The organism is Micromonospora sp. NPDC093277, from assembly GCF_044765245.1.
Taxonomy (GTDB): domain Bacteria; phylum Actinomycetota; class Actinomycetes; order Mycobacteriales; family Micromonosporaceae; genus Micromonospora.
The window spans coordinates 25,565-49,357 of the sequence record NZ_JBIWJO010000003.1; the positions used below are offsets into that span (position 1 = coordinate 25,565).

24 protein-coding genes, 1 pseudogene and 1 riboswitch are annotated in these 23,793 nt (G+C 73.3%); of the genes and pseudogenes, 8 read left to right on the forward strand and 17 right to left on the reverse strand.

Features of this window, described 5'->3' with window-relative positions:
- Positions 1 to 60 precede the first annotated feature (60 nt).
- Complete coding sequence (locus tag ACIRG9_RS08075) at positions 61 to 477, reverse strand: hypothetical protein (RefSeq protein ID WP_402851999.1); 417 nt, start codon at positions 475 to 477, stop codon at positions 61 to 63.
- Positions 478 to 904: 427 nt separating this feature from the next.
- Here ACIRG9_RS08075 and ACIRG9_RS08080 point away from each other — a divergent pair, with 427 nt between their 5' ends.
- The gene (locus tag ACIRG9_RS08080; protein ID WP_091123004.1) at positions 905 to 1,264 is read left to right on the forward strand and encodes an STAS domain-containing protein; all 360 of its coding nucleotides are present in this window, start codon (positions 905 to 907) and stop codon (positions 1,262 to 1,264) included.
- Positions 1,265 to 1,319: 55 nt separating this feature from the next.
- Complete coding sequence (locus tag ACIRG9_RS08085) at positions 1,320 to 1,802, forward strand: SRPBCC family protein (RefSeq protein WP_402852002.1); 483 nt, start codon at positions 1,320 to 1,322, stop codon at positions 1,800 to 1,802.
- 1 nt (position 1,803) lies between these two features.
- On the opposite strand, the gene ACIRG9_RS08090 is transcribed toward ACIRG9_RS08085, so the two are convergent.
- The 6 genes and pseudogenes from ACIRG9_RS08090 to ACIRG9_RS08115 form a co-directional block, all read right to left on the reverse strand.
- On the reverse strand, positions 1,804 to 2,289 hold the full coding sequence (locus tag ACIRG9_RS08090; RefSeq protein WP_402852004.1) for a hypothetical protein: 486 nt from the start codon (positions 2,287 to 2,289) through the stop codon (positions 1,804 to 1,806).
- Positions 2,290 to 2,397: 108 nt separating this feature from the next.
- Entirely contained in the window at positions 2,398 to 3,462 is a 1,065-nt protein-coding gene (locus ACIRG9_RS08095; RefSeq protein WP_402852006.1) for a coiled-coil domain-containing protein, read from the reverse strand.
- 5 nt (positions 3,463 to 3,467) lie between these two features.
- Positions 3,468 to 3,599: riboswitch (cyclic di-AMP (ydaO/yuaA leader) on the reverse strand.
- 132 nt (positions 3,600 to 3,731) lie between these two features.
- Positions 3,732 to 4,646, reverse strand: coding sequence for a cation diffusion facilitator family transporter (locus ACIRG9_RS08100; RefSeq protein ID WP_402852009.1), 915 nt, complete (start codon positions 4,644 to 4,646; stop codon positions 3,732 to 3,734).
- A 121-nt stretch (positions 4,647 to 4,767) separates the two neighbouring features.
- Positions 4,768 to 6,885, reverse strand: a complete 2,118-nt coding sequence (locus ACIRG9_RS08105) for a HelD family protein (protein WP_402852012.1) — start codon at positions 6,883 to 6,885, stop codon at positions 4,768 to 4,770.
- 245 nt (positions 6,886 to 7,130) lie between these two features.
- Positions 7,131 to 8,042: pseudogene (locus ACIRG9_RS08110) on the reverse strand (alpha/beta fold hydrolase); the annotation flags it as partial.
- 308 nt (positions 8,043 to 8,350) lie between these two features.
- Positions 8,351 to 8,680, reverse strand: coding sequence for a hypothetical protein (locus tag ACIRG9_RS08115; RefSeq protein WP_402852015.1), 330 nt, complete (start codon positions 8,678 to 8,680; stop codon positions 8,351 to 8,353).
- 327 nt (positions 8,681 to 9,007) lie between these two features.
- Between ACIRG9_RS08115 and ACIRG9_RS08120 the strand changes: the two genes are divergently transcribed.
- Complete coding sequence (locus ACIRG9_RS08120) at positions 9,008 to 9,499, forward strand: DUF3145 domain-containing protein (protein WP_402852018.1); 492 nt, start codon at positions 9,008 to 9,010, stop codon at positions 9,497 to 9,499.
- Positions 9,500 to 9,539: 40 nt separating this feature from the next.
- A complete protein-coding gene (locus tag ACIRG9_RS08125; RefSeq protein ID WP_402852021.1) occupies positions 9,540 to 11,249 on the forward strand; it encodes a glycoside hydrolase family 3 protein in 1,710 nt (569 codons plus the stop codon).
- A 93-nt stretch (positions 11,250 to 11,342) separates the two neighbouring features.
- On the opposite strand, the gene ACIRG9_RS08130 is transcribed toward ACIRG9_RS08125, so the two are convergent.
- Positions 11,343 to 11,474 carry a hypothetical protein gene (locus ACIRG9_RS08130; protein WP_402852024.1) on the reverse strand — a complete coding sequence of 44 codons (132 nt, stop codon included), beginning with the start codon at positions 11,472 to 11,474 and terminating at the stop codon, positions 11,343 to 11,345.
- A 173-nt stretch (positions 11,475 to 11,647) separates the two neighbouring features.
- Between ACIRG9_RS08130 and ACIRG9_RS08135 the strand changes: the two genes are divergently transcribed.
- Positions 11,648 to 11,869, forward strand: coding sequence for a hypothetical protein (locus tag ACIRG9_RS08135; RefSeq protein ID WP_402852027.1), 222 nt, complete (start codon positions 11,648 to 11,650; stop codon positions 11,867 to 11,869).
- Between the two features lie 63 nt (positions 11,870 to 11,932).
- Here the strand turns inward: ACIRG9_RS08135 and fabF are convergent, their stop codons facing one another.
- From fabF to ACIRG9_RS08160, 5 genes are all read right to left on the reverse strand, one after another.
- A complete protein-coding gene (fabF, locus tag ACIRG9_RS08140; RefSeq protein ID WP_402852029.1) occupies positions 11,933 to 13,153 on the reverse strand; it encodes a beta-ketoacyl-ACP synthase II in 1,221 nt (406 codons plus the stop codon).
- A 2-nt stretch (positions 13,154 to 13,155) separates the two neighbouring features.
- Positions 13,156 to 13,395, reverse strand: a complete 240-nt coding sequence (locus ACIRG9_RS08145) for an acyl carrier protein (RefSeq protein ID WP_007072348.1) — start codon at positions 13,393 to 13,395, stop codon at positions 13,156 to 13,158.
- An 85-nt stretch (positions 13,396 to 13,480) separates the two neighbouring features.
- On the reverse strand, positions 13,481 to 14,425 hold the full coding sequence (locus ACIRG9_RS08150) for a beta-ketoacyl-ACP synthase III (RefSeq protein WP_402852032.1): 945 nt from the start codon (positions 14,423 to 14,425) through the stop codon (positions 13,481 to 13,483).
- Positions 14,422 to 15,396: an ACP S-malonyltransferase gene (locus tag ACIRG9_RS08155; protein WP_402852034.1), complete on the reverse strand. Its 975-nt coding sequence runs from the start codon at positions 15,394 to 15,396 to the stop codon at positions 14,422 to 14,424. Before ACIRG9_RS08155 ends, ACIRG9_RS08150 begins: the two co-directional genes overlap by 4 nt.
- Positions 15,397 to 15,496: 100 nt before the next feature.
- Positions 15,497 to 16,777 (reverse strand): PucR family transcriptional regulator, encoded by a 1,281-nt coding sequence (locus tag ACIRG9_RS08160; RefSeq protein WP_402852037.1) that lies wholly within the window; start codon positions 16,775 to 16,777, stop codon positions 15,497 to 15,499.
- 78 nt (positions 16,778 to 16,855) lie between these two features.
- On the opposite strand from ACIRG9_RS08160, the gene pyrE reads away from it, so the two are divergent.
- Positions 16,856 to 17,395, forward strand: a complete 540-nt coding sequence (pyrE, locus tag ACIRG9_RS08165) for an orotate phosphoribosyltransferase (protein ID WP_402852038.1) — start codon at positions 16,856 to 16,858, stop codon at positions 17,393 to 17,395.
- 139 nt (positions 17,396 to 17,534) lie between these two features.
- On the forward strand, positions 17,535 to 17,870 hold the full coding sequence (locus tag ACIRG9_RS08170; RefSeq protein ID WP_402852041.1) for a hypothetical protein: 336 nt from the start codon (positions 17,535 to 17,537) through the stop codon (positions 17,868 to 17,870).
- Positions 17,871 to 17,933: 63 nt separating this feature from the next.
- On the opposite strand, the gene ACIRG9_RS08175 is transcribed toward ACIRG9_RS08170, so the two are convergent.
- Positions 17,934 to 18,599: a hypothetical protein gene (locus ACIRG9_RS08175; protein WP_402852044.1), complete on the reverse strand. Its 666-nt coding sequence runs from the start codon at positions 18,597 to 18,599 to the stop codon at positions 17,934 to 17,936.
- Between the two features lie 224 nt (positions 18,600 to 18,823).
- Here ACIRG9_RS08175 and ACIRG9_RS08180 point away from each other — a divergent pair, with 224 nt between their 5' ends.
- Positions 18,824 to 19,450 (forward strand): copper resistance protein CopC, encoded by a 627-nt coding sequence (locus ACIRG9_RS08180; protein WP_402852047.1) that lies wholly within the window; start codon positions 18,824 to 18,826, stop codon positions 19,448 to 19,450.
- Positions 19,451 to 19,527: 77 nt separating this feature from the next.
- Here the strand turns inward: ACIRG9_RS08180 and gltX are convergent, their stop codons facing one another.
- The 3 genes from gltX to ACIRG9_RS08195 all read right to left on the reverse strand — a co-directional run bounded on the left by gltX (position 19,528) and on the right by ACIRG9_RS08195 (position 23,629).
- Positions 19,528 to 20,937, reverse strand: coding sequence for a glutamate--tRNA ligase (gltX, locus tag ACIRG9_RS08185; RefSeq protein WP_402852049.1), 1,410 nt, complete (start codon positions 20,935 to 20,937; stop codon positions 19,528 to 19,530).
- Positions 20,938 to 21,023: 86 nt separating this feature from the next.
- Entirely contained in the window at positions 21,024 to 22,301 is a 1,278-nt protein-coding gene (locus ACIRG9_RS08190; RefSeq protein WP_402852052.1) for an MFS transporter, read from the reverse strand.
- Entirely contained in the window at positions 22,298 to 23,629 is a 1,332-nt protein-coding gene (locus ACIRG9_RS08195) for a GH1 family beta-glucosidase (protein WP_402852054.1), read from the reverse strand. The genes ACIRG9_RS08190 and ACIRG9_RS08195 overlap by 4 nt, the downstream gene beginning before the upstream one ends.
- Positions 23,630 to 23,793: the final 164 nt, after the last annotated feature.

Consider the following 23,793-nt stretch of genomic DNA (forward strand, 5'->3'; position numbering starts at 1 on the left):
TGGTGGTCGTCTCCGGGCCCAACCTGGCGCCTGAGAGCGCCGCCGAGCAGCGGTTGCGGGTCAGCCGTCCCGGTCAGTCCTCCGGGTCGGCCGGGGGTCCAGCGGGTCCGCGTCCAGGAACTCGATCTCCTCGACGCCGGGCACGCTGCTCCCGGCGGCCCGGGCGGCCGTACCGGCGGCCCAGCCCATCGCGGCGCCGACCAGTGCGGCGCTGACCAGCATCGCCCACGGCAGGCCCGGCCGGCGGCCGGCGAGCGCGTCGAAGGCGAGGATGGCTCGGCGGCGGGCCTCGCCGGCGGCGGAGCCGACCAGGTCGGTGGCGTCGTCGGCCAGACCCGACCCGTTGCGACGGGCGGAGCGGGCAACGCCGCGGACACCGTCCCCGGCGGAGCCGGCGGCGTCGCGCATGTGCCGCCACGCCTGGTCCGCGATCCGCTCGGGCCTGCCGCGGCGGTCCAGCAGGGTCGTTCCGAACATGGTGTTACCTCCTCGGGGCGGAGTCCGGCGGCCACTTCGGACTCCGGCGGGTCATCCGGCGGGTGACGTTTCACTCATCCGGGCAGTGCCCCGCCCGCGGTCGCCCCAAACCATCCCAGGTCAGGCGCGGTCGATGGGGCGGGACGGGACGAACGCGGGCGAACGCGCCGGGCCCGGGTGCGAGGCGGACGGGGCCCCGGGCGGCTACCCTGGGCGGCGAATCGGCCGGCCCTGGTCGGTCGTTGGACGAAGTGAACCCGTCGTCCGGAAGAAACAGGAACCGAAGGATCCGGATTGGGATGCCCAGGTGTGCCCAGTCCGCGAATTGCCCATCCCGAGGGGTGGCGACCGAGGCCATCGGAGGAATACTCTCGGTCGCGGCCCGCGTACTGATGAGGCGCCCGTACGGGCGAGTGGAGGTGCTCGCGTGAGCCTGTCGATCGTGCAGTCGATGTTGCCGGGTGGTGTTATCCAGATCGCGCCGCGAGGCGAGATCGACGTCGACACCGCGTACGAGGTGCGGGAAGCGATCGCCGAGGTGCTCGCGAAGGGCCGTCCGTCCCGGATCGAGCTGAACATGCGGCTGGTCACCTTCATCGACTCTGTCGGCATCAGCGCCATGGTGGCCGGTTTCCAGACCGCCGAGGTCAGCGGCGTGAAGCTGGTGGTCACCGAGCCGAGCCGGTTCGTGCACCGGCAACTCTGGGTCACCGGCCTGCTGGGTCTCTTCGGCGCACCCGAGCCGTACTTCGCCGGCAGCACCCCTCAGGTGCTGCCCGGCGCCTGAGCTGGCCGGGCTCCGTACCGCCCCGTTGCCAGCCGGCCCCGGTTACGGGACGATCATGCGGACGCCGACGGCAAGGGGGTACGGCGTGCTCAGCAGCGACACTTTCAGCTACACCGTGCAGGCCCGCTGTGCCCGGGCGGATGCGGTCGCCCTGCTCAGCGACCTGAGCCGTCAGGGTGAACTGCATCCGCTGATCGTCCGGGTCCGCCAACTGCCGCCCCGGCCCGGCGCGCTGGCCAGCTACGCGATCACCGACCGGCTGGAACTGGGGCCGCTGCACTTCCCGGTCACCTACCAGGCGGACGTGCTGGTCGCCACCGAGGACGAGGTGGTGACGGTGGCTCGCCAGCAGCCCGCCACTACGGTCCGTAACCACACCCGGCTCCGGGACGAGCCAGGTGGCGTGGTGCGCATCGACGTCGAGATCACCCTCTCCGCCCCGGCACCGCTGTTCGGGTACGCCTTCCGGCAGGCCCGGGCGGCCCATCTCGGCCTCGCCAGCCGGCTCGGCGCCACCCTGGAGGGGCAGGCGGGCTGACTCAGGGCCGGGCTGCCTGGGCGGGTGGGCGCAGCCGGCCCCACGGCTTGTAGGTGGACAGCACGGTCATGATGATCAACAGGGTGCTGGACACCGTCGGAGGGATGATCAGGTCCAGCCGGTCCCGGGTGGCGAGGTCCGCCCCCAGTTCGCCGAGCCGGCGCACCGTCGGGGCGAGCAGCAGGAACACCAACCCCAGCATCGCCGTGGTGATCGCGAACTTCACCAGCACCCAGCGCCAACGCAGCAGGCCCCATGGGGTGAGCAGCGCGCTGGCCAGCCCGATCAGCCAGACCAGCACGCTCAGCGGGGCGAAGAGCCAGGTGACCAGCAGGCCCGCGGCCGGGTAGACCACCTCGGGGTCGGCCCCGCGTAGTCCGGCCACGCCCAGGGCGAGCAGCACCAGGTCGGCGCCGAGCCAGCCGAGCGAGGTGACCAGGTGCAGGGTGAGCAGGGCCTTGCGTCCGGGGGGAGAGAGTCGGCTCATGCCCCCGATGCTCGGCCGTCGCCGGCCCGGTGTCGTGGGGCGCGCAGCGACATCCGGCGTACGTCGGTGGGCGTAGGTGGCCCGCCCGGCGGCGGGCCACCTAGCGGCTCAGTAGACCGAGAGGTGTACGTGGTTTGTGTGGTCGCTGGACGGATCGCCGTTGCCGCCGCTGTACGCCTTCCACCCGCTGCTGGGCAGCCAGATCTGCTTGAACCAGATCACGTAGAGCACGGCGAGCGGGTCGGCGTTGCGGATGAAGTACGCCGCCAGGTTGTTGCCGTACGTCTTGTCGCCGCCGCTGGCCACCCCGCCGAAGCCGTCTTTCTGTGCGGCGAAGTCGCAGGCCCGGCCCTTGGGGTGCTCGCCGGAGCCACTGGGCCGGTAGCAGGAGACGTACCGGGTGAACCCGGCCGCCTTGGCCTGCTGTAGCGCGTGCAGCATGCGCGGCGTGATGCAGCCGTCGGCCGGGGTCGGGTCGTTGACGCTGCACGACTCCGCGGGCCAGGAGCCGTCGGCGTTGCGCGGGGCCGGCGTGGCGTTGGCGCGGGACGTGCCCTGCACGCTGCCGCCGCTGGCGGTGGTGGTCGCGGCGGCCTTCTTGTTGGCCACCTCCAGCGCGTGTTCCGCCTGTTCCTTGCGCTTGGCCATCACCGTGACCTGCCGGCGCTGCTCCAGGATCTCACCGTTCAGCGCCGTCTGGGTACGGGTGGCCTGGTCCCGGGTGTCGATCAGGTCGCGCAGCACCCGGTCCTCGTGCGCGGCGACCTGTTGCAGTGTGGCGGCGCGGTCCATGAAGCCCTGTGGGCTGCTGCTGTCGAGCAGCGCCGCGGCGGTGCCGAGCCGCCCGGCCCGGTACGCGAACCCGGCGATCTCGCCGACCTTGGCGTCGCGTACGGCCAGCTCCGCGTTGATCGTCTTCAGTTCGGCGGTGAGCTGCTGCTGCCGTTTCACCGACTGGTTCAGCGCCGCCCGAGCGTCCAGCCAGCCCTTGCCGGCCGCGTCGAGTTGGGCGCGTAGCTCCGCGGTGCCGCCCTCGTCGTCGCCGGGCGCGGCGGCGAGCAGGCCGGTCGGGGCGGCCGAGGCGGGGTGGACCGGTGCGGTCGCGAGGCCGAGGGCGAGAGCCCCGACGAGCAGGGCCGCCAACCGGGTGACCGTCCGTCGTGCAGGTGGCATTCCAGGTGTCCTTCCGTCAACGCCGACCGGGTTAGCTGACGGGTTCGGGACGGAAGATCCCTACCGCTGACGCGGATGCACCCCAGGAAGATGGTTCCCCGGCTCGCCGAGCTGCGGCGATTAGGCGACAGCCGCCGTCGGCGACGCGCTGCGCCGCCGGTGGGGGCCGCGACCGAGCCTACCGGCCGGGCCCCTCCAGTCGAGGGTTAGGAATCGGATGAAAGCCGGCATGAATGCACAATAGCCACTTGGATTTAAGTTTGCCCTAATTACCACTCGACTGGTCCACACTCTCCGGCCGACGCCCCGGGCTCGATCTGCAACGTGGCGTGATCGATCCGGAAGTCGCCGTGCAGGGCGGCCCGGGCGGCGGCCAGCACCTCGCCGACCTCGGCGTCCGGGGCCGTGGTCAGGTGCGCCGACGCCACGTCCATCCCGGAGGTGAGGGTCCAGACGTGCAGGTCGTGGACCTCGGCGACGCCGGGCACCGCGGCCAGCCGGTCGCGCACGGCGGTCACCTGGAGGTGCTCCGGGGCGGCCTGCACCAGGATGCGGACCGCGGCCCGGCCGAGCCGCCAGGTCCGCGGCAGGATGAACAGCCCGATCGCGACGGCGACCAGCGGGTCGGCCCACCACCAGTCGGTGAACGTGATGACCAGCGCGGCGGCGATCACCCCGAGCGAGCCCAGCAGGTCGCCGAGCACCTCCAGGTAGGCCCCGCGCAGGTTGATGCTCTCCTGCGCGCCGGCCCGCAGCAGCGCGAACGCGGCGATGTTGGCGAGCAGGCCGAGCGACGCCACGGCCAGCATCGGCCCGGCGAGCACCTCCGGCGGCTCGCCGAACCGGCGTACCGCCTCGACGAGCACGTAGGCGGCGACCGCGCCGAGCAGGACCGCGTTGGCGAGCGCGGCCAGGACCTCCAGCCGGTAGAGCCCGAAGGTGCGCTGCGGATCGGTGTTGGCTCGCCGGGTGGCGGTGATCGCGGCGAGCGCCATGCCGATGCCGAGCACGTCGGTGAACATGTGCCCGGCGTCCGAGAGCAGGGCCAGCGAGCCGGTGGCGAACGCGGCCACCGCCTCGACCAGCATAAGGGCGGTGAGCAGCCCGAACGCGGCCCAGAGTCGACCCTGGTGGCGGTGTGCGGCGTTGGTGACCGCGCCGCTGTGGTCATGACCTGCGCCCACGCCCACACCCTTTCGTCCCGCGCCCCGCCCGGGCCCAATCTATGCTCACATCGCTATGTATGCAAGTGAAGGCTGAGGGGGGTGGGCCAGCTCAGGCGCCCGCCGCGAACGCGGGCTGTGGTCAGTCCACCGGGTCGAGGGTGGTGAGGCGCTGGGTGGCCCGGGACAGCGCCACGTAGAGCGTCCGCACGCCCGACCCGGGATCGGCCCGGATCTCGCTCGGCGCCACCAGCACCACCCCGTCGTACTCCATGCCCTTGGCCTGGAGGCTGGTCACCACCTGGAGCCGGCCGCCGCCCAGGTCGCCCAGCCAGCCGGCGACCTCGTCCCGGCGCGGCACCGGCGTGATCACGCCGACCGTGCCCTCGACCTCGGCCAGCAGCGCGTCGGCCGCCGCGACGGTCGCGGCGGGCAGTTCCGCGGCGGGCACGGTCCGCTCGATCGGGGGTACCCCGGTGGAGCGCACCGCAGTCGGCAGCGCCAGGTCCGGGTAGCGCCGGCGGATCTCCGTCGCCGCCACCGCGAAGATCTCGGCCGAGTTGCGGTAGTTGGTGGTCAGCTCGTACCGCTGCCGGCGCCGCCGACCCAGTGCCTGATCCCGGGCCCGGGTCAGCTCCTCCGGGTCGCCGGTCCAGGCGGTCTGCGCCGGGTCGCCCACCACCGTCCAGGAGGCCAGCCGGCCGCGCCGGCCGATCATCCGCCACTGCATGGGCGAGACGTCCTGTGCCTCGTCGACCACCACGTGGGCGTAGTCGCGGTAGTCCTCCGGCCGTTCCCGGGCGGCGGCCCGGGCCGCCCGCTGCCGGTCGGCGAACGTGCTCAGCTCGCGGACGCCCCCGGCGAGCTGGAACGGGTCGCGCTTCGGCCGCGCCCGCTGCACCGGCTTGCCGAGCAGCGCGTCCAGCTCGTCCAGCAGCGCGATGTCGGCGATGGTCAGCCCCTCCGCGTCCAGCGTCCGGTACGCCTCGGTCAGCAGCCGGATCTCGCCGGCCGCGAGCACGCCGCCCGCGTACCGGCGCAGCCGTTCGGGGCGGGCCAGCCAGCCGAGCACGTGCCGCGGGTGCAACCGGGGCCACCAGGCCTTGAGGAACTCCCGGAACTCCGGCCGGTCGATGATCTCGTCCTCGAACGCGGGCTGCTCCGGCAACCCGCCGATCCGCAGCCTGCGGGCCTGCGCGTACAGGGCGGCGAGGACGGCGTCGAAGCCGACCCGGCGTACCTCGTTGCGGCGCGCGCCGCGGGACAGCGCGCGGTCCCGGACCGCGTCCAGCTCGGCCCGGTCCAGCCGGAGCAGCTCGCCCCGGTAGAGCAGGCGTAGCTCGGTGGGGGAGTCCGGCACCGCGTCCCGGACGGCGCGCTCCAGCACCCGGCGCATCCGCAGCGACCCCTTCACCGCCGCCACCTCCGGCGGGTCGGTACGGGTAGCCGACATGCCCGGAAAGAGCGAGCCGAGCGAGTGCAGGGTGGCGGTCTCCTCGCCGAGCGAGGGCAGCACCGAGGCGATGTACTCGACGAACACGCCGGACGGGCCGACCACCAGGATGCCGCCGCCGGCGTACCGGGCCCGGTCGGAGTAGAGCAGGTACGCGGCCCGGTGCAGCGCCACCGCGGTCTTGCCGGTGCCCGGGCCGCCGGAGACGATCGTGACCCCCGAGCCGGGGGAGCGGATCGCCTCGTCCTGCTCCCGCTGGATGGTGGCGACGATGTCCCGCATGCCCCGTCCGGTCGCGCGGGACAGCGTGGCCAGCAGTGCGCCGTCGCCGACCACCGCGAGCTCCGGCGGCGCAGCCTCCGGGTCCAGCAGGTCGTCCTCGATCCGGGTGACCCGCTCCGCCGACGACTGGATGGTGCGCCGGCGTACCACACCCATCGGGTCGGCCGGGGTGGCCCGGTAGAACGCCGCGGCGGCGGGCGCCCGCCAGTCGACCACCAGCGTCTCGGCGTTCTCCCCGCGTACGCCGAGCCGGCCCACGTGCAGCACCTGGCCGGTACACAGGTCCAGCCGGCCGAAGACCAGCCCCTCGTGTTCGGCGTCCAGCACGTGCCGCCGCTGCGCGGCGTGGAACACCATCGCGTCCCGCTCCACCAGCGCGCCGAAGTTGCCGACCCGGGCCAGCCGGTAGCCCTCCCGCTCGGCCTCGGCGGCCGACCGGCGCAGCTCCGCCAGCCGGGCGTACACCCGGTCGAGATGTCGCTGTTCGACGGCGATCTCCCGTTCCAGGGTGGTTTTGTCGCTCAAGTCGGGGGCTCCTGTGATCATGCGGCGGGCACGGCGGGCTGAATGAGGGTACGGGCCGCCGTCGAGGCCGTGGCCTGCGGCCATGAGGGTGCACTCACACCGCCGGTGCCGGTTGCCCGTTATCCGGGTGTTTCCACCCCTCTGCCGGCTGTTTCGTTCAGCGTTACCGGAGGGGCCGGCCCGACCAGCCCGCCCGGGTCGGTGGGTCCGCTCACCGCCCGGACCAGCGGGTGGTCCGGCCCGACCAGCCGGTCGGTGGGCTCGGTGAGAACCCGGTGGAGCACCGCGGCGAGGGCCTGGTCCACCTCGTCCGGGCGCTCCATCATCAGCATGTGGCCGGCACCCGGGCAGACGGTCAGCTCGGTGGTGGGCAGCGCTGCCGCGATCGACCTCGCGCACGGCGGTGGGGTGAGCCGGTCCCGGTCGCCGACCAGCGCGGCGGAAGGCAGGTGACCGAGCGCGGCCAGGGTGTCCAGCCGGTGCTGGGCACCGATCGATGCGCGGAATCCGCCGATCGAACGGAGTGAGGCGTGCGCCACCGCCGAGGTGACCAGCCGGAGGTCGGCCGGGTCGCAACGGTCGCCGAAGAGCAGCCAGCGGATGCTCGGGCGTAGGGCGCGGAGCAGCGGGTGCGGCGGACACCACGATCCGCAGCGGGCCAGCACCCCGGCGCCGGTGGTCTCGGCGAGCCGGATCAACCGGGCGATCCGGGGCGAGAGCCCGTAGCTGGTGTGGGTGTGCCCCTCGGCGGTGGTCGACACGAATACCAGCCCGGCGATCCGGGCGGCGAAGTGCGCGGGGTGGCGGTGGGCATACTCCATCACGGTCATCCCGCCCATCGAGTGCCCGACCAGCACGACCCTGCCGCGCGGGACGAGCTCGTCCAGCATCGCGGCGAGGTCGTCGCCGAGCTGGGTCAGGGTGGCCGTACGCAGGTCCATGCAGCTGGACCGGCCGTGCCCGCGGGCGTCGTACGTCACCACCCGCACCCGGTCGGCGAACCGGGCCCGCAGCCCGGCGAGCTGGCGGTGCCAGCTACGCCCGTCCAGCGTCCAGCCGTGCAGCAGGACCGCCGTGACGTCGGCGTCGACCGGCCCGGACGCCACCACGTGCAGGCGTACGCCGTCGGGAAGCCGTACCTCCAGCTCCGTCGGCATCGGTCCACCTCCCCCGCGGCCTCTGTCCGTGCGCCGGGTAACCCGGCGGTGACGATCCGGCTATCCGTCAATCACAGCACGCCGACGGCCGAGGTGAAAGATTCCCGCATATGACGCCGCTGTCGAACGCCGTCCGGCCCGCCCCGCCCCGACCGGGCCTTGATCAACTCCATGAGCGGGATGTGGTGGTCACGTCGGCGGGCGGATATCGCCGCTTACGCGACACGGAGTGGATCAGCTGAGTCTTGGAGACGACGAACCGCCCGCCGGTGATCCGGCGGGCGGTTCGGGGTGACGCGGTGCGGGACTCAGCCCTCGAAGACACCGGCCTCGACGAGACGCTTCTCGGTGGCGTCCCAGCCGTGCTCCGGGTAGGCGGCCGCGAGGCCGTTGATCTCGGCGCGGACCTTGGCGGCGTGGCCGGCGGCGGCCAGCGTCCGGATCTCCTCGACGAAGGCCTCGGAGTCGGTGCGCAGGCGCTCGGTCTTGCCGTTGGTCAGGTTGCGCACGTAGGCGTGCTTGCCGCCGTTGAGCGGGATCAGGTACTTGAACTCGCCCAGCACGCTGAGGGCGCCACCCTGGCCAGCCTGGCCGGCCCGGACTGACGCGCGCGCGGTCTTAGAGGTGTTGCTCGCCACGGAAGTACTCCTTGCAGACGTACGGGAGGACTGAAACGTCCGGGGGCTGGTGCGGGTGACACCCGGCGTGGGTGTCGGCCCGCGAAGATTGTGCGGCGGCACAGAACCGCCCAGAGAACTGTACACGACCTCGACGCCTGGCTGGTCGTCGCGCCGTCACGGGGGTCAACGGGGTCAGCCACCCGGGTATTTCCCGACGGCCGGTAGCGGCGAATTTTCCGATTCGCTGGCGTACCATCCGTCACACCGGTCATCATGTGTTGCAGGTGCCACCGAAGGTGGACGAGGTCGTAGGGGAAGACGCACCTCGCTCTCCGGGAGGTCACCGTGCCAACGCGTGGCGTCGTATACGTCCACTCGACCCCGCTCGCCGTGTGCTCGCACGTCGAGTGGGCGATCGCGCGCGTCCTTGCCGCGCCGGTCAACCTGCACTGGACGGCCCAGCCCGTCGAGCCCACCGCACGGCGGTCCGAGTGCGGGTGGACCGGTCGCCCTGGGACGGGTGCCGAGCTGGCTGCTGCCCTCCGGCAGTGGCCCATGATCCGTTTCGAGGTCACCGAGGAGCCGAGTCCGGGCGTCGACGGCGAGCGGTTCATGTACGTCCCGGGGCGGGGCCTGTTCCAGGCCACCGTCGGCGCGGCCGGCGACATCCAGCTCGGCGAGGACCGGCTGCGCGACATCCTCGCGTCCGCCCGCGCCCCGGAAGCGCTCGCCCATGCCCTCGACAAGGCGCTCGGCACCGCCTGGGACGCCGAGTTGGAGCCCTACCGGTACGCCGGAGACGGCGCGCCCGTGACGCTGCTCACCCGAGTGGGCTGAACAAAGCTCACCTTGCCCCGACACGCGGAAAACTGGTGGGATGTTCCGCGTGTCGACCAACCCTCGGCGTACCTTCGTCGCGCTCTCCGCACTGACCGCGCTGCTCGTCTCCGGGTGTGCGAGCGAAGCCAGCCCGCCCCCGAGCCCCGCGAGCACCCCGAGTCCTGCGAGTCCCGCCACCGACCCGCCCGGCCGGGCCACGGCGCTGGTGCGGACGCTGGCCGACGAGGACCTCGTCGGCCAGGTGTTGATGCCGTACGCGTACGGCAGCTCGGCCACCAAGGTCTCGCCCGGGTCGGCCGCCGGCAACCAGAAGCTCGCCGGGGTCGACACGCCCGCCGAGATGGTGGCGAAGTACCGCCTCGGCGGGGTGATCCTGGTCGGGTTCAGCGCCGACGACCCCACCTCCAAGAACCAGGCCACCACCAACGTCGACAACCCAAAGCAGGTCCGCGAGCTGACCACCGGGCTGCGCGAGGCGGCCGGCCAGCTCGCCGCCGGCCCGGCGCCCTTCCTGATCGGTACCGACCAGGAGTACGGCGTGGTCACCCGGATCACCGACGGGGTGACCCTGCTGCCCAGCCCGCTCGCCGCCGGTGCGGCCGGTGACGCGGCGCTGACCGAGGCCGCCTGGCGGGCCGCCGGCGCCGAGCTGGCCGCGATGGGAATCAACATGGACTTCGCCCCGGTCGCCGACGTGCTGGCCACCCGCAGCACGGTGATCGGTTCCCGCTCCTTCGGCGCCGACCCGGAGCGGGCCTCGGCGCAGGTGGCCGGCGCGGTCCGGGGGTTGCAGGCCGAGGGGGTGGCGGCCAGTGTCAAGCACTTCCCCGGGCACGGCCTGAGTGCCGCCGACTCGCACAAGGATCTGCCGGTCGTCAGCCAGTCCCGCGCCGTGCTGGACAGCACCGCGTTCCCGCCGTTCAGCGCCGGGATCGACGCGGGCGCCATGGCGGTGATGTCCGCCCACCTCGACGTCACGGCGATCGACCCGGGCGTCCCGGCGACCTTCTCCCACAAGGTTCTCACCGACGTGCTCCGGGGCCAGCTCGGCTTCCAGGGCGTGGTGATCACCGACGGGATGAACATGGAGCCGGCCAAGCGCTGGTCGCCGGGGGAGGCAGCGGTCCGGGCGCTGAACGCCGGCAACGACCTCATCCTGATGACCCCGAACGTGAGCCAGGCGTACGACGGGCTGCTCGCCGCGCTCCGGGACGGGTCGCTGCCCCGGGCCCGCCTGGTCGAGGCGGCCACCCGGGTGCTGACCATGAAGTTCAAGCTGGCCGACCGCCCCACCCCCGACCTGTCGACGCTGGGCAGCGCCGAACACCGCACGGCGGCCGCCGACCTGGCCGCCGCCGCCGTCACCATGCTGCGGGGCAAGTGCGACGCCCCGGTGGCCGGGCCGGTCACGGTGACCTCCGCCGCCGGGCGCGCCACCGCCCGCGCCGCGCTGACCGAGGCGCTCACCGCCGCCGGGGTCGACGTGGTGCCGAGCGGTGGCCGGATCGTGCATCTCGTCGGGTACGGCGACGGCGCCGGCGACCTGCGGGACGACGCGGCCGTGACGGTGGCGATGGACACCCCGTACGTGCTGGCCGACGCGAAGTCGCCGACCCTGCTGGCCACCTACTCGTCCAGCCGGGCGTCGATGACCGCGCTGGCCGGCGTGCTCGCCGGAAAGGCCCTCCCGACCGGCCGTTCCCCGGTTCCGGTGACCGGCCTGCCGGCCACCGCCTGTGGCAGCTGACCCCCGACACGGCACCTGGAGGCGGCGACTTCCGGGAAGTTGCCGCCTCCAACCGCACTGAGGCAGCAACTTCCCCGAAGTCGCGCGGATCGGTCAGGCCAGCGGGAGCTGGCGGGCCAGGGCCGAGCCGCCGGCCTCGAACGCCACCAGCAGGGCGGTCGGCTTGCCGCCGGCGCCCGGCGGTCCGGGTGGGCGAGGGTCGGGCGAACAATTCCCGGACTCCACCCCGGTTGCGGCACATTGCGCTATCGGCCTGCGCGCTGCCCGACCTGATCCACTCCATGTGCGGCATGTGGTGGTCTCCGACTGCCGGGAGACCACCACATGCCGCATCTTGCGACCGGCAGCCGCGAAAATGGGCTGCGGGCGCCAGGCTGCCGCTGGCAGGGTGGCCGCACATGGGACAGCAGGCGCAGGGTTTCCGCTATGACGAGCGGGCCGACGGCTCCGTCGTGATCACGCACCACGGCCGGGTTGCCGGCACGCTGCGCGGCGGCCGCGCGGCGGAGTTCCTGGCCGAGGTCGAGGACGACCCGCAGCTGGTGATGGCCCGGTGGACCGGCAACTACCGGCGGGGCAACGAGCGCACCGCCCGCCAACACCCCCGCAACCGGGCCTGAGCCGCCGAGATCTTGGTAGGAAACGGCCCCTCAGGGAGCCAGTTCCTACCAAGATCCGTGGCGTCAGGGGCGCGTGAAGACGAGCGCCACGTTGTGGCCGCCGAAACCGAACGCGTTGTTCAGCGCGGCGGGGATCTCCATGTGACGTGCCTTGTGCGCGGCGACCTCCAGGGTGAGGCCGTCATCCGGGTCGTCGAGGTTGATCGTCGGTGGGACGACACCGTTGCGGATGGCCAGGATGGTGGCGATCGACTCCAGCGCCCCGGCCGCGCCGAGCAGGTGCCCGGTCATCGACTTGGTCGCCGACAGCACCGGGTGGTCGCCCAGCGCCGTCCGCAGGGACTCGATCTCCATCATGTCGCCGGTCGGCGTCGACGTCGCGTGCGTGTTGACGTGCACGATGTCGCGCTTCGCCAGGTCGGCGTCGACGATCGCCCTCGAGATCGCCCGGATCTGGCCCTCGCTGTGCGGCTGCACCATGTCGTACGCGTCGGAGGTGATGCCGGCGCCGGCCAGGCGCGCGTACACCCGGGCCCCGCGGGCGGCGGCGTGGTCGGCGCGCTCCAGGATCAGCACGCCCGCGCCCTCACCGAGCACGAAGCCGTCGCGGCCCTTGTCCCACGGGCGGGAGGCCTTCTCCGGCTCGTCGTTGCGGGTCGACATGGCCCGCATCGAGGCGAAGCCGGCGATCGGCAGCGGGTGGATGACCGCCTCGGTGCCGCCGGCCACCACCATGTCGGCCCGGCCGGAGCGGATGATGTCCAGCCCGAGCGCGATCGCCTCCGCGCCGGTCGCGCAGGCACTGGCCACCGAGTGCACCCCGGCCTTGGCACCCAGCTCCAGCCCGACCCACGCGGCCGGGCCGTTCGGCATCAGCATCGGCACGGTGTGCGGGGAGACCCGCCGCGGGCCGGACGCCTCCAGGATGTCGTCCTGGGCGAGCAGGGTGGTGGCCCCGCCGATGCCGGAGCCGATGCTGACCGCCAGCCGCTCCGGGTCCGGCCCGGCGTCGGCCAGCCCGGCGTCGGCCCAGGCCTGCTGGGCCGCGACGATGGCGATCGCCTGAGAACGGTCCAGCCGGCGCAGCTTGACCCGGTCCAGCACCGTGGCGGGCTCGACGGCGAGCTGGGCCGCGATCCGCACCGGCAGTTGCGCCGCCCACTCCTGGGTGAGCGGACCCACCCCGGAGCGGCCGGCGAGCATGGCGTCCCAGGTCGACGCGACGTCCCCGCCGAGCGGGGTCGTCGCGCCGAGCCCGGTGACGACGACGTCGGGGCGACTCATGATCAGGACTGCGCCTCGATGTAGCTGACGGCGTCCCCGACGGTCTTCAGGTTCTGCACCTCGTTGTCCGGGATCTTGACGCCGAACTTCTCCTCGGCCGCCACCACGACCTCCACCATGGAGAGCGAGTCGACGTCGAGGTCGTCGGTGAAGGACTTCCCCTCGGCCACGTCGTCCGGGTTCACCCCGGCAACCTCTTCGAGGATCTCGGCGAGGCCGGCGGTGATCTCGTCACGGGTCATTACGGTTGGTTCCTCTCATCGGGGGTTCACGACGGCCGGCGACGCCGGCCGTCACTCCTCGGCGCACTCGCGCCCGAGGGGGTCTTCAGGGGCAGCGGACGACCTGACCGGCGTAGGTCAGGCCACCGCCGAAGCCGAACAGCAGCACCGGAGCCCCGGTCGGGATCTCCCGCCGCTCGACCAGCTTGGACAGGGCGAGCGGGATGCTCGCCGCCGACGTGTTGCCGGACTCCACGATGTCCTTCGCGATGATCGCGTCGGGGATGCCCAGCCGCTTGACGATGCCGTCGATGATCCGCGCGTTGGCCTGGTGCGGCACGAACGCGGCCAGCTCGGCGGGGGTCACCCCGGCCTTCTCGCAGGCCTGCAGCGCGAGCGGCGCCAGCGCGGTGGTGGCCCAGCGGAAGACCGTCTGGCCCTCCTGCGCGACGTACGGGCGCCAGCCCTCGATGCGGACCGCGTCGCTCTTCTCCGGCACCGAGCCCCAGACCACCGGCCCGACCCCGGCCGGCTCGTCCGCGGCGGCGGCGGTGACCACCGCGGCTCCGGCTCCGTCGCCGAAGATGATGCAGGTCGAGCGGTCGGTCCAGTCGGTGAAGTCGGAGAGCTTCTCCGCGCCGATCACGATCGCGTTGCGGGACGCCCCGGCCCGGATCGCGTGGTCGACCGTGCCGAGGGCGTATGCGAAGCCCGAGCAGGCGGTGTTGACGTCGAACGCGCCCGGGGCGTTGATGCCCAGCTTGGCGGCGACCCGGCAGGCCACGTTCGGGCTGCGGTCGATCGACGTGCAGGTGGCGACCACCACGAGGTCGATGTCGGCGGCGGTGAGACCGGAGTTGGCCAGCGCCTTGCCGGCGGCGGCCGCGGCCATGTCGGCCACCGTCTCGTCGCCGGCGATCCGCCGGGTGGCGATGCCGACCCGGTCCCGGATCCACTCGTCGTTGGTGTCGACCAGCTGCGCGAGGTCGTCGTTGGTCACCACCCGGGAGGGCTGGTAGTGCCCCATCGCGATGATCCTGCTGCCGGTCATGCGTGCTCACCTTCCGTTCGCGACTGCTGGATGACCGGCTCGCGGCCGCTCGGGCCGCTGTGCCGGGCGATCAGGTCTCGCGCGGCGGGCAGGTCGTCGGGGGTCTTCAGGGTGACGATCTCGGGCATCCCCTCGCCCTTGAGCTCCCGTTTCACCAGCCCGGCCAGGGTGCCGGCCGGCGGCAGCTCGATCACGCCGGTCACGCCGAGGTCCGCCAGGGTACGCATGCACAGGTCCCAGCGGACCGGCGCGGTCACCTGGCGGACCAGCCGCTGGACCATCTCCCGCCCGTGGCTGACCGCCGAGCCGTCCCGGTTGGACAGGAGGATCCGGGCCGGGTCGGCCGGGATGATGCCGGCGGCGACGGCGGCGAGGGCATCCTCGGCCGGGGCCATGTACGGGGTGTGGAATGCGCCGGCCACCTGGAGCTGGGTGACCCGGGCCCGCGCCGGCGGCTCGGCCGCGAGCTTCTCCAGGCCGGCCACCGGACCGGCGGCGACGATCTGGCCGGCGCCGTTGCGGTTGGCCGGGTAAAGCCCGTGGGCCTCGATGGCGGCGAGCACCTCGTCCGGGTCGCCGCCGAGCACGGCGGCCATCCCGGTCGCCTCGAGCGCGCAGGCGGCGGCCATCTCCCGGCCGCGTACGCCGGCGAGGGTGACGGCCGCCTCGGCGGGGAACACCCCGGCCAGGGCGGCGGCGCCCAGCTCGCCCACGCTGTGGCCGGCGACCAGCGCGACGTCGTGCATCGGCAGGTGCTCGGCGGCGAGCAGCGCGGCCGCGACGAGCAGTGGCTGCGTGCGGGCGGTGTCCTTGATCTCGTCGGCGTCCGCCTCGGTGCCGAGGTGGACCAGGTCGACTCCGGCGAGCGCCGACCACCAGCGCAGGCGGGCCTCGGCATCCGGCAGGGCGAGCCAGGGGATCAGGAAGCCGGGTTTCTGGGAACCCTGTCCAGGTGAGAGTACGGCGAGCACGTCTACGACTCTGACGGATACTCGCGGGTCGCGCTGTAACGCATGGCACCAAGCCGTACTAGGAGCTTTGGAGGAACCCTACAAAAATCGGCGACGATCATCACCTGTCTGTGAGGTTTTTCGGACCCCTGTTGGCCATTGTCTGACTCGGGACGGGTGCGACGCCCGGGGCCACCGGGTCGAGCCGCCCCACGGTCAACGCCACCTGCAGCGCGAACGCGTCCCGGGGCACCAGCGGCGAGAAGCCGGTCACCTCGGCGACCCGCTTGAGCCGGTAGCGCACGGTGTTCGGGTGCACGTAGAGCGCTCGGGCGGCGCTCTCCAGCGTCCCACCGGCGGCGAAGAAGGCGTCCAGCGTCTCCAGCAGCTCGCCACCGGCGCGGGCCAGCAGCGCGTACACGTCGTGGCGCAGCCGGCGGCGGGCCTCGGCGTCGCCGGCCAGGGCCCGCTCCGGCAGCAGGTCGGCGGCGGGCACCGGGCGGGGCGCGGTCGGCCAGGCCGGCGCCGCGCGGAATCCGGCCAGCGCGGCCCGCGCCGAGTCCGTCGCCTCGTCCAGACTGGGTACGGCCGGACCGACCACCACCGGCCCGTCCCCGAACGCGGGAAGCAGCTTGTCGGTGGCCGTCAAGGGGTCGGCCGCCCCGCCCAGCACGATGACCAGCCGGTCGCCGTGCACGCCGCCGATCACCTCGACCCCGATCCGGCGGGCCTGCCGGTAGACGGTGTGCAGCACGGCGGCCACCTCACCGCCGGGAGAGCGGCCCACCGCCACCGCCACCGGCGGCGCGTCGGTCCAGCCCAGCGCCGCCGCCCGGCTGGCCAGCACGTCCGGCGAGTCGCCGCGCAGCAACGCGTCCACCAGCAACGCCTGGAGCCGGGCGTCCCACGAGCCGCGCGACTCGGCGGCGCGGGCGTACACCCGGGCGGCGGCGAAGGCGATCTCCCGGGAGAACCGCAGCACGGCCTCCCGCAACGGCTGCTCCTCGCCCTCGGCGGCCAGGTGCGCCACCTGCCCCTCGACCACCTCGATGGTCACCTTGATCAGCGCCACGGTCTGCTGGAGGCTGATCGAGCGGGCCAGGGCCTGCGGCGCGGCGGCGAAGACCTCGTCGGAGACCTCCTGGGTGCCGTCGGTCGCGCCGCCACCCTGGCGCAGCCACTGCACCAGCGACCGGACGCCGGCCTGGGCGACCAGCATGACCCAGGACCGTTGGTCCGCCGGCAGTTCCCGGAACCAGGGGAGGGACTCGTCCATCCGGGCCACGCTGGCGGTGGCCAGCGCGCCGGCCGCCCGTTCGATCCGGCGCAGCGTGGCCGACAGGTCGGTCCTGCCCGGTTCGCTCACCGCTTCAGCCTGACACGCCGTGACCAGGTACTCCACACCGAGGGGGTCGGGTGTGACGCGGAGCGGCGCAGCGGGGTGCGGCGCGCCGGGCACGATCGGTGAGAATGACGTCTCGTGACCGACACCCGCGACGCCCGTGCCGACCTCGCCCGCGACCTCGCCGCCACCTGCCGGCTCACCGGCCGGTTCGTGCTCCGCTCCGGCCGGATCGCCGACGAGTACTTCGACAAGTACCGGTTCGAGGCCGATCCGGTGCTGCTGGATCGGGTCGCGGCCGGCCTGGCCGAGCTGGTCCCGTCCGACACCCAGGTGCTGGCCGGCCTGGAACTGGGCGGCATCCCGGTGGTCACCGCGCTGGCCCGGCACGTCGGGCTGCCCTGCGCCTTCGTCCGCAAGACCGCCAAGGCGTACGGGACGGCCCGGCTGGCGGAGGGTGCGGACGTCGCCGGCCGGCGGGTGCTGGTGGTCGAGGACGTGGTGACCTCGGGCGGTCAGGTGGTGCTCTCCACCGGCCAGCTCCGCGAGCTGGGCGCGCGGGTCGATCACGCGCTCTGCGTGATCGACCGGGCGGAGGGCGGCGCGGCGGCGCTGGCGGCGCACGGGGTCACGTTGCGTGCCCTGGTCACCCGCGCCGACCTGGACGCCGCCCGCTAGCCGGGCCGCTCCGCGGGTCCGTTTCGTGGCCGGCCGACCGGTACGCGCTGGACACCCTGTCGGGCCCGGCCAGTACGGTGTCAGGTGGCACCGCCGGGACGACCGTCCGACGGGCCATGGCGAACGTGAGGAGACCGGGATGGCGCACGGCGAGGCCGAGCACGGCTGCGCCCAGGGCGAGCCCTGCCGGCCGGGCTACCACGAACAGTCGGCGTCCGCCAAGCATCCCCGCCGGACGGGGGTGACCCATCCGGTCGAGCCGACGGCCGGGCGGGCGCCCGAATTCGGCGACGACGACCCGCCCGCGCCCCGGCAGCGGGCCACCGAGCCGATGGTGCCGGCAGTGCCCGAGCCGGTCACCGACCAGGGCTGCCGCAGCGACCTGCCCGGCTGGGCGGGCGCGCACCGGCACGGCCCCGTCCGCCCCCGCAGCCGCACGGTCCGCCAGGAACGACCGCCACGCCGCTGGTGCTGACGCAGGGGCGTGGCCGGGGCAGGGTGGTGCCGCAGGCCCGTGGCCCGTCGCCGGCGCCCGGCCTCAGCGGGTACGCCGGCGGATCAGCAGCGCGATGCCGGCGAGCCCGGCGGTGATGACCACCATCACCCCGACGTTGAGCAGCAGCAGCCGCTGGAGTTCGTTCATCGTCGCGTCGAGGTCCTTGCCCGGGACCAGCGAGTCGTCCGGGATGACCCGTTTTCCGCCGCCGCCGACGCCGCCGCTGATCGTGTCGAACTGCCGCTCCAGCGGCGCGCCGACCGAGCGCAGCGCCTCGGACATGTTCAGTCGGCCGAAGAACCAGCCGGCCAGCACCTTGCTCCGGTCGGGCTGCTTCGCCGGCCGGTAGATCCGCGGCCCGCCCTTGGCGAGCGGGAAGAGGTCGTAGGTGTTCTTCGGGGCGTCTCCGGCCAGCACTACGACCGTGTACTTGGGACCGAGGTCCGCCGCCTGCGGGCCGCGCTGCTGGCCGGTGCGCCCCAGCCAGTCGACCTGGTCGAGGATCGCGTTCACCTCGCCCGGGTGGGTGTCGGCGCGCAGCCGCAGGGGTTCGTCCAGCTGGTCGCCGGTGATGTCCACTCCGGCCACCGGGGGCTTCGGCTTGGGCGCCGCGTGGGCCGCGGTCGGACCCGCCAGGGCCAGCGCGCAGACGGTCGCGATCGCTGTCCCGGCCGCGGCCACCAGCAGCCGCCTCACCTTCCGGACCATAGCCGCCTCCTCGCCCCGTTCGATGGCTGGCTCCCGCTGCAGTTCACGCTTGATCGGCCGATGGTGGTGGCCGCCCGGCGAAGACCGGTGCCCACTGAAAAGACTCCGTGGAATGTCGCTTGGTTGCAGCTGCTGGAAGAGTATTTGGAACTATTTGCGATCTGGGACCGACCAATGAAACGGCCGATGATCAGCGGCCGGATCGTACCTGGACGGAGGGGTTCATGGGGGGCAGGCTCGCTCGTGTGGCGCGTACCTGGTTGGTGGTCCTCGGCGTGGCGTTGGGTGGGGCGGTGTTGCCGGCCGGTCCGGCCGCCGCGCACAACTCGCTGACCGGCAGCGACCCGAAGGACGGGGCGCGCGTGGCGACGGCTCCGAAGCGGATCGAACTCCGCTTTCTCGCCACGCCGGCCCCCGGTGCGACCAAGATCACAGTCACCGGGCCGGATGACGCGACCGCCTCCGGCGGCGAGCCGACCTTCTCCGGCAAGCGGGTGAGCGTGGCGTTCACCCCCGGGCCGGCCGGCGAGTACACCGTCGCGTACCGGGTCGGCTCGACCGACGGCCACCAGGTCAGCGGGAAGATCACCTTCACCCTGACCACCGGCGCGGCCACCGCCACTCCCTCGGCCGACGCGTCGCCGACCATCGCGCCGCCCACCACCGGCGCGGCCGAGCCGACCACGGTGCCGGCCGACGCGACTTCGGCGGCGAGCCTCGAACCGGCCGCGTCGCGTTCCACGGACGGCGGCGGCGCCGGGCTGTGGTGGGCGTCCGGAGCGGTGGTCGTGCTCGGCGCGCTGGGCGGCGGGTGGCTGCTGCTCCGGCGCCGCTCCGCGCGCCGCGGCTGACCGGCGCGGCCCACCATGACACCCCGGACGCGAAGGGGCCCGCCGTCAGGCGGGCCCCTTTCGTCTGGCGTCCGGGATCAGACGAGGCGTACCCGGGCGGCGCGCAGCCGGGTCAGGGTGCGCTCGCGGCCGAGCACCTCGAGGGACTCGAAGAGCGGCAGGCCGACGGTCCGACCGGTCACCGCTACCCGGACCGGGGCCTGCGCCTTGCCCAGCTTCAGGCCGCGCTCTGCGCCGACCGCCTCCAGCGTGGACTTCAGCGACTCGGCGTCCCAGGACTCCAGCCCCTCGAACGCGGCGATCGCCGCGTCCAGCAGCTCGGCCGCGCCCTCCTTCATCGCCTTCGCCCAGGCCGCCTCGTCGATCAGCGGGTCGGCCAGGAAGAGGAAGTCGACGTTCGGCACGATCTCGCTGAGCACCGCGATCCGGGTCTGCGCCAGGGGTGCCACCGCGGCGAAGGCGGCGGGGTCGAACTCCTCCGGCTGCCACGGCGGCGGGGCGATGGTGCCGGTGCCGGTCAGCCACGGCTGGCACTCCGTGACGAAGTCCTCGACGGGCAGCGCCCGGATGTACTCGCCGTTGAACGCGCGCAGCTTCTTCTCGTCGAAGAACGCGGGGGAGGGGTTCACCTCCTCCAGCCGGAACTCGTCCTCGACCACCGACCAGGGCACGATCTCGCGGTCGCCGGACGGCGCCCAGCCGAGCAGCATCAGGTAGTTGCGCATCGCGTCGGCGAGGTAGCCCTCGTCGCGGTACGCCTCCAGGGCGACCTTGTCCCGCCGCTTGGACAGCTTCTGCCGCTTCTCGTTCACCACCACGGGCACGTGCGCCCAGACCGGCGGCTTGACCCCGAGCGCGTCCCAGAGCAGCTGCTGCTTCGGGGTGTTGGGCAGGTGCTCCTCGGCCCGGATCACGTGGGTGATCCCCATGGTCATGTCGTCGACCACGTTGGCGAGCAGGAACACCGGCGAACCGTCACCCCGGGCGATGACGAAGTCCTCGATCAGCTTGTTCTCGAAGGTCGGCTCGCCGCGGATCAGGTCGACCACCACGGTCTCGCCCTCGTCCGGGGTGCGGAAGCGCAGCGCCCGACCCTCACCCGGGGTCAGCCCCCGGTCCCGGCAGAAGCCGTCGTAGCCGGCGTACTGGGAGCCGGTCCGGGCCTGCACGGCCTCCCGGGTGCAGTCGCAGTAGTACGCCCGGCCGCCCTCGTGGAGCCGCTGGGCGGCGGCGCGGTGCTCGCCCGCGTACGACGACTGGAAGTGCGGGCCCTCGTAGCTGCCGCGGGCGATGCCGATCCAGTCCAGCGCCGACAGGATGCCCTCGGTCCACTCCGGCTTGTTGCGGGCCGCGTCGGTGTCCTCGATGCGGAGCACGAACACCCCGCCCTGCTGCTTGGCGTAGATCCAGTTCTGCAGGGCCGAGCGGGCACCGCCGACGTGGAACATACCGGTCGGGGAAGGGGCGAAGCGTACACGTACCGTCACGCCCCCAGCCTACGGCCGCCGGCAAGCCGGTAAGGAAGGGCCCCGTCTTGACGCCTGGTGGGGGTGAACGGCCCTGTCCTGACAGCTCAGGGTACCGATCTGATCTTCAGGACCAGGGCGCTGCCCAGGAGGGTGACGATCGCGGTGGCCGCGTACAGGGTGGGGTAGCCGCCCAGGTGGACCACGATCGGGGCGGAGAGCGCCGGGCCGAGCACCTGCGGCGCGGAGTTCGCGATGTTGATCACCCCTAGGTCCTTGGCCCGGTCGGTGGCGGCCGGCAGCACCTGGGTGATCAACGCGGCGTCCACCGCCAGGTAGACGCCGTAGCCGGCACCGAGCAGCAGCGCGGCGGCGACCGCCATCGGCCAGACCGGCGCCACCGCGAGCAGCAGCGCCGCCACCGCCATGATCAGCCCGGAGGCGATCACGAAGACCTTGCGCCGGCCGGACCGGTCCGACAGCCGCCCGGCCACCACCGCGGTGAGCATCATGCCCAGCGTGTAGAGCAGGATCAGCACCAGCAGCGCGCCCTCCGGGTCGGGCACCCGCACCCCGTCGGCGAGGAAGTACAGCAGGTAGAGCGTGCCGAGCGCGTTGCCGGTCTGCACCAGGAACCGGGTGAACCAGGCCCAGGCGAAGTCGGGGTGCCGGCACGGGCTGATCCACAGCGAGGCGAGCAGCCCGCCCAGCCGCAGCGCCGGCCGGTGCTCCCGGGGCAGCGGGTCGTCCCCGGTGAGGAGCGTGAACGGCAGCGACAGCAGCAGCACCGCGAGCGCGACCGCGGCGTATCCGGCGGCGTTGCCGCTGACCACGGCGGTGACCAGCACCGCCCCGACCACCAGGCCGAGCGCCTGCGGGATGCCCACCCAGCCGGAGACGCCGCCGCGCTGGGCGACCGGCACCCGGTCCGGGAGGGCGGCGGTGAGGCTGGCCAGCATCGCGTTGAAGCACATCTGGGCGGCGACCCAGCCGAGCGCCACCCCGGCGATGCTGTCCTGCCGGGCCAGCAGCACCAGGGCGAGCGCGCCGAGCACCGCGCCGGACGCGGTCCACACGTGCCGCCGGCCGAACTGCCGGCCGGCCAGCCGGAGCACGGTCCGGTCGGACAACGCCCCGGCGAGCGGGTTGGCCAGCACCGCGGCGAGCGCGCCGAGGCCGGTGACGACGGCGAGCATCGCCTCCTTGTGGCCGGGCGCGATCCGCGCCACCTGCTGGGGCAGCAGCACCTGGATCGGGGTGAAGAAGGCCATCCAGACGCCGAGGTTGGCCGCGAAGATCAGCGCGATCCAGCTCCGCCGCACCGGCACGGTCGGTTCGGCCAGCGCCGCCGGCAGGGCGGCCGCCGCCGGATCGAGCGCGGTCATCGCCGGATGACCCGGTCCCGGAACCAGGCGTACGACGACTTCGGGGTACGCCGCTGGGTGGCGTAGTCGACGTGTACCAGGCCGAACCGCTTGGTGAAGCCCTCCGCCCACTCCCAGTTGTCCAGCAGCGACCAGACGAAGTACCCGGTCACCTCGACCCCTTCGGCCATCGCCGCGCGGACCGCCCGGATGTGCCCGTCCAGGTACGCGATCCGCTCCGGGTCGTGCACCCGGCCGTCCGTGTCCGGCTCGTCGTCGTACGCGCAGCCGCTCTCGGTGACCTGGATCGGCGGCAGCGCGTCGCCGTACCTGTCGTGCAGCTGGAGCAGCAGGTCGCGCAGCCCGTCCGGGACCACCGGCCAGTCGAACGCGGTGCGCGGGTAGCCCGCCAGCGGCACCATCTCGAACGGCAGCGGGGACCCCTCCTCGGCGGCCCGGACGCCGGTCGGGTTGTAGTAGTTCACCCCGAGCACGTCGAGCGGGGCGGCGATCACGTCGAGGTCCCCGTCGCGGACCGCGGCCGTGTCGAGGCCGGGCAGCTCCGGGTAGCCGCGGCCGAGCAGCGGATCGGTGAAGAGCCGGTTGTGCAGCGCGTCGTACGCCGCCCCGGCGGCCCGGTCGGCGTCGCTGTCCCCGGCCAGCCGCACCGGGGAGTAGTTGTTCGCGATGGCCACCGGGCCGCTGCCACGGGCGCGCAGCGCGGCGACCGCGAGGCCGTGCCCGAGGAGTTGGTGGTGGGCCACCGGGAAGGCGTCGAAGAGCAGCATCCGGCCCGGGGCGTGCATGCCCATGCCGTGCCCGAGGCTCATGTGGATGAACGGCTCGTTGAGGGTGATCCAGAGCTTCACCCGGTCGCCGAGGCGCGCGGCGACCAGGTCGGCGTACTCGGCGAAGCGGTGCGCGGTGTCCCGGTCGAGCCAGCCGCCGGCGTCCTCGAGGGCCTGCGGCAGGTCCCAGTGGAAGAGCGTGGCGACCGGGTCGACGCCGTGCCCGAGCAGGTCGTCCACCAGCCGCTCGTAAAAGTCGAGTCCGGCGGGATTGGCCGGGCCGGCACCGGTGGGCTGGATCCGGGGCCAGGCGATCGAGAACCGGTACGCGGACACCTCGAGCCCGGCCAACAGCGCGACGTCCTCGGCGTACCGGTGGTAGTGGTCACAGGCCTCGTCGCCGGTGCTGCCGTCGGCGATCCGGCCGGGGGTGTGGGCGAAGGTGTCCCAGATGGACGGACCCCGGCCGTCGGCGGTGGTCGCTCCCTCGATCTGGTACGCGGAGGTGGACGCCCCCCACCGGAAGCCGGCGGGGAACTCGGGCATCGGCGCGGTCGTCATTCCGCCCTCCCAGAAGCGCGACGCGTGTTCGCGACTCTAGGGGTCCGTCGGGTGATGCGCCATAGGCCCGCCGCGGGCGGTGGCACAAGGGTTTTCGGCGTGTCTTTTCCGAACCCGTCCGAGTAAGTCCGAATTTGCGCATACAGTGCCGAATATCGCGGATG

What these genes read in the sequence shown, in the direction of transcription:
- ACIRG9_RS08075 (WP_402851999.1), bottom strand. Translation starts at nt 477, where the DNA reads ATGTTCGGAACGACCCTGCTGGACCGCCGCGGCAGGCCCGAGCGGATC.
- ACIRG9_RS08085 (WP_402852002.1), top strand. Translation starts at nt 1,320, where the DNA reads ATGCGGACGCCGACGGCAAGGGGGTACGGCGTGCTCAGCAGCGACACT.
- ACIRG9_RS08090 (WP_402852004.1), bottom strand. Translation starts at nt 2,289, where the DNA reads ATGAGCCGACTCTCTCCCCCCGGACGCAAGGCCCTGCTCACCCTGCAC.
- ACIRG9_RS08095 (WP_402852006.1), bottom strand. Translation starts at nt 3,462, where the DNA reads ATGCCACCTGCACGACGGACGGTCACCCGGTTGGCGGCCCTGCTCGTC.
- ACIRG9_RS08125 (WP_402852021.1), top strand. Translation starts at nt 9,540, where the DNA reads ATGTTCCGCGTGTCGACCAACCCTCGGCGTACCTTCGTCGCGCTCTCC.
- ACIRG9_RS08135 (WP_402852027.1), top strand. Translation starts at nt 11,648, where the DNA reads ATGGGACAGCAGGCGCAGGGTTTCCGCTATGACGAGCGGGCCGACGGC.
- fabF (WP_402852029.1), bottom strand. Translation starts at nt 13,153, where the DNA reads ATGAGTCGCCCCGACGTCGTCGTCACCGGGCTCGGCGCGACGACCCCG.
- ACIRG9_RS08145 (WP_007072348.1), bottom strand. Translation starts at nt 13,395, where the DNA reads ATGACCCGTGACGAGATCACCGCCGGCCTCGCCGAGATCCTCGAAGAG.
- ACIRG9_RS08150 (WP_402852032.1), bottom strand. Translation starts at nt 14,425, where the DNA reads ATGACCGGCAGCAGGATCATCGCGATGGGGCACTACCAGCCCTCCCGG.
- ACIRG9_RS08170 (WP_402852041.1), top strand. Translation starts at nt 17,535, where the DNA reads ATGGCGCACGGCGAGGCCGAGCACGGCTGCGCCCAGGGCGAGCCCTGC.
- ACIRG9_RS08175 (WP_402852044.1), bottom strand. Translation starts at nt 18,599, where the DNA reads ATGGTCCGGAAGGTGAGGCGGCTGCTGGTGGCCGCGGCCGGGACAGCG.
- ACIRG9_RS08180 (WP_402852047.1), top strand. Translation starts at nt 18,824, where the DNA reads ATGGGGGGCAGGCTCGCTCGTGTGGCGCGTACCTGGTTGGTGGTCCTC.
- ACIRG9_RS08190 (WP_402852052.1), bottom strand. Translation starts at nt 22,301, where the DNA reads ATGACCGCGCTCGATCCGGCGGCGGCCGCCCTGCCGGCGGCGCTGGCC.
- ACIRG9_RS08195 (WP_402852054.1), bottom strand. Translation starts at nt 23,629, where the DNA reads ATGACGACCGCGCCGATGCCCGAGTTCCCCGCCGGCTTCCGGTGGGGG.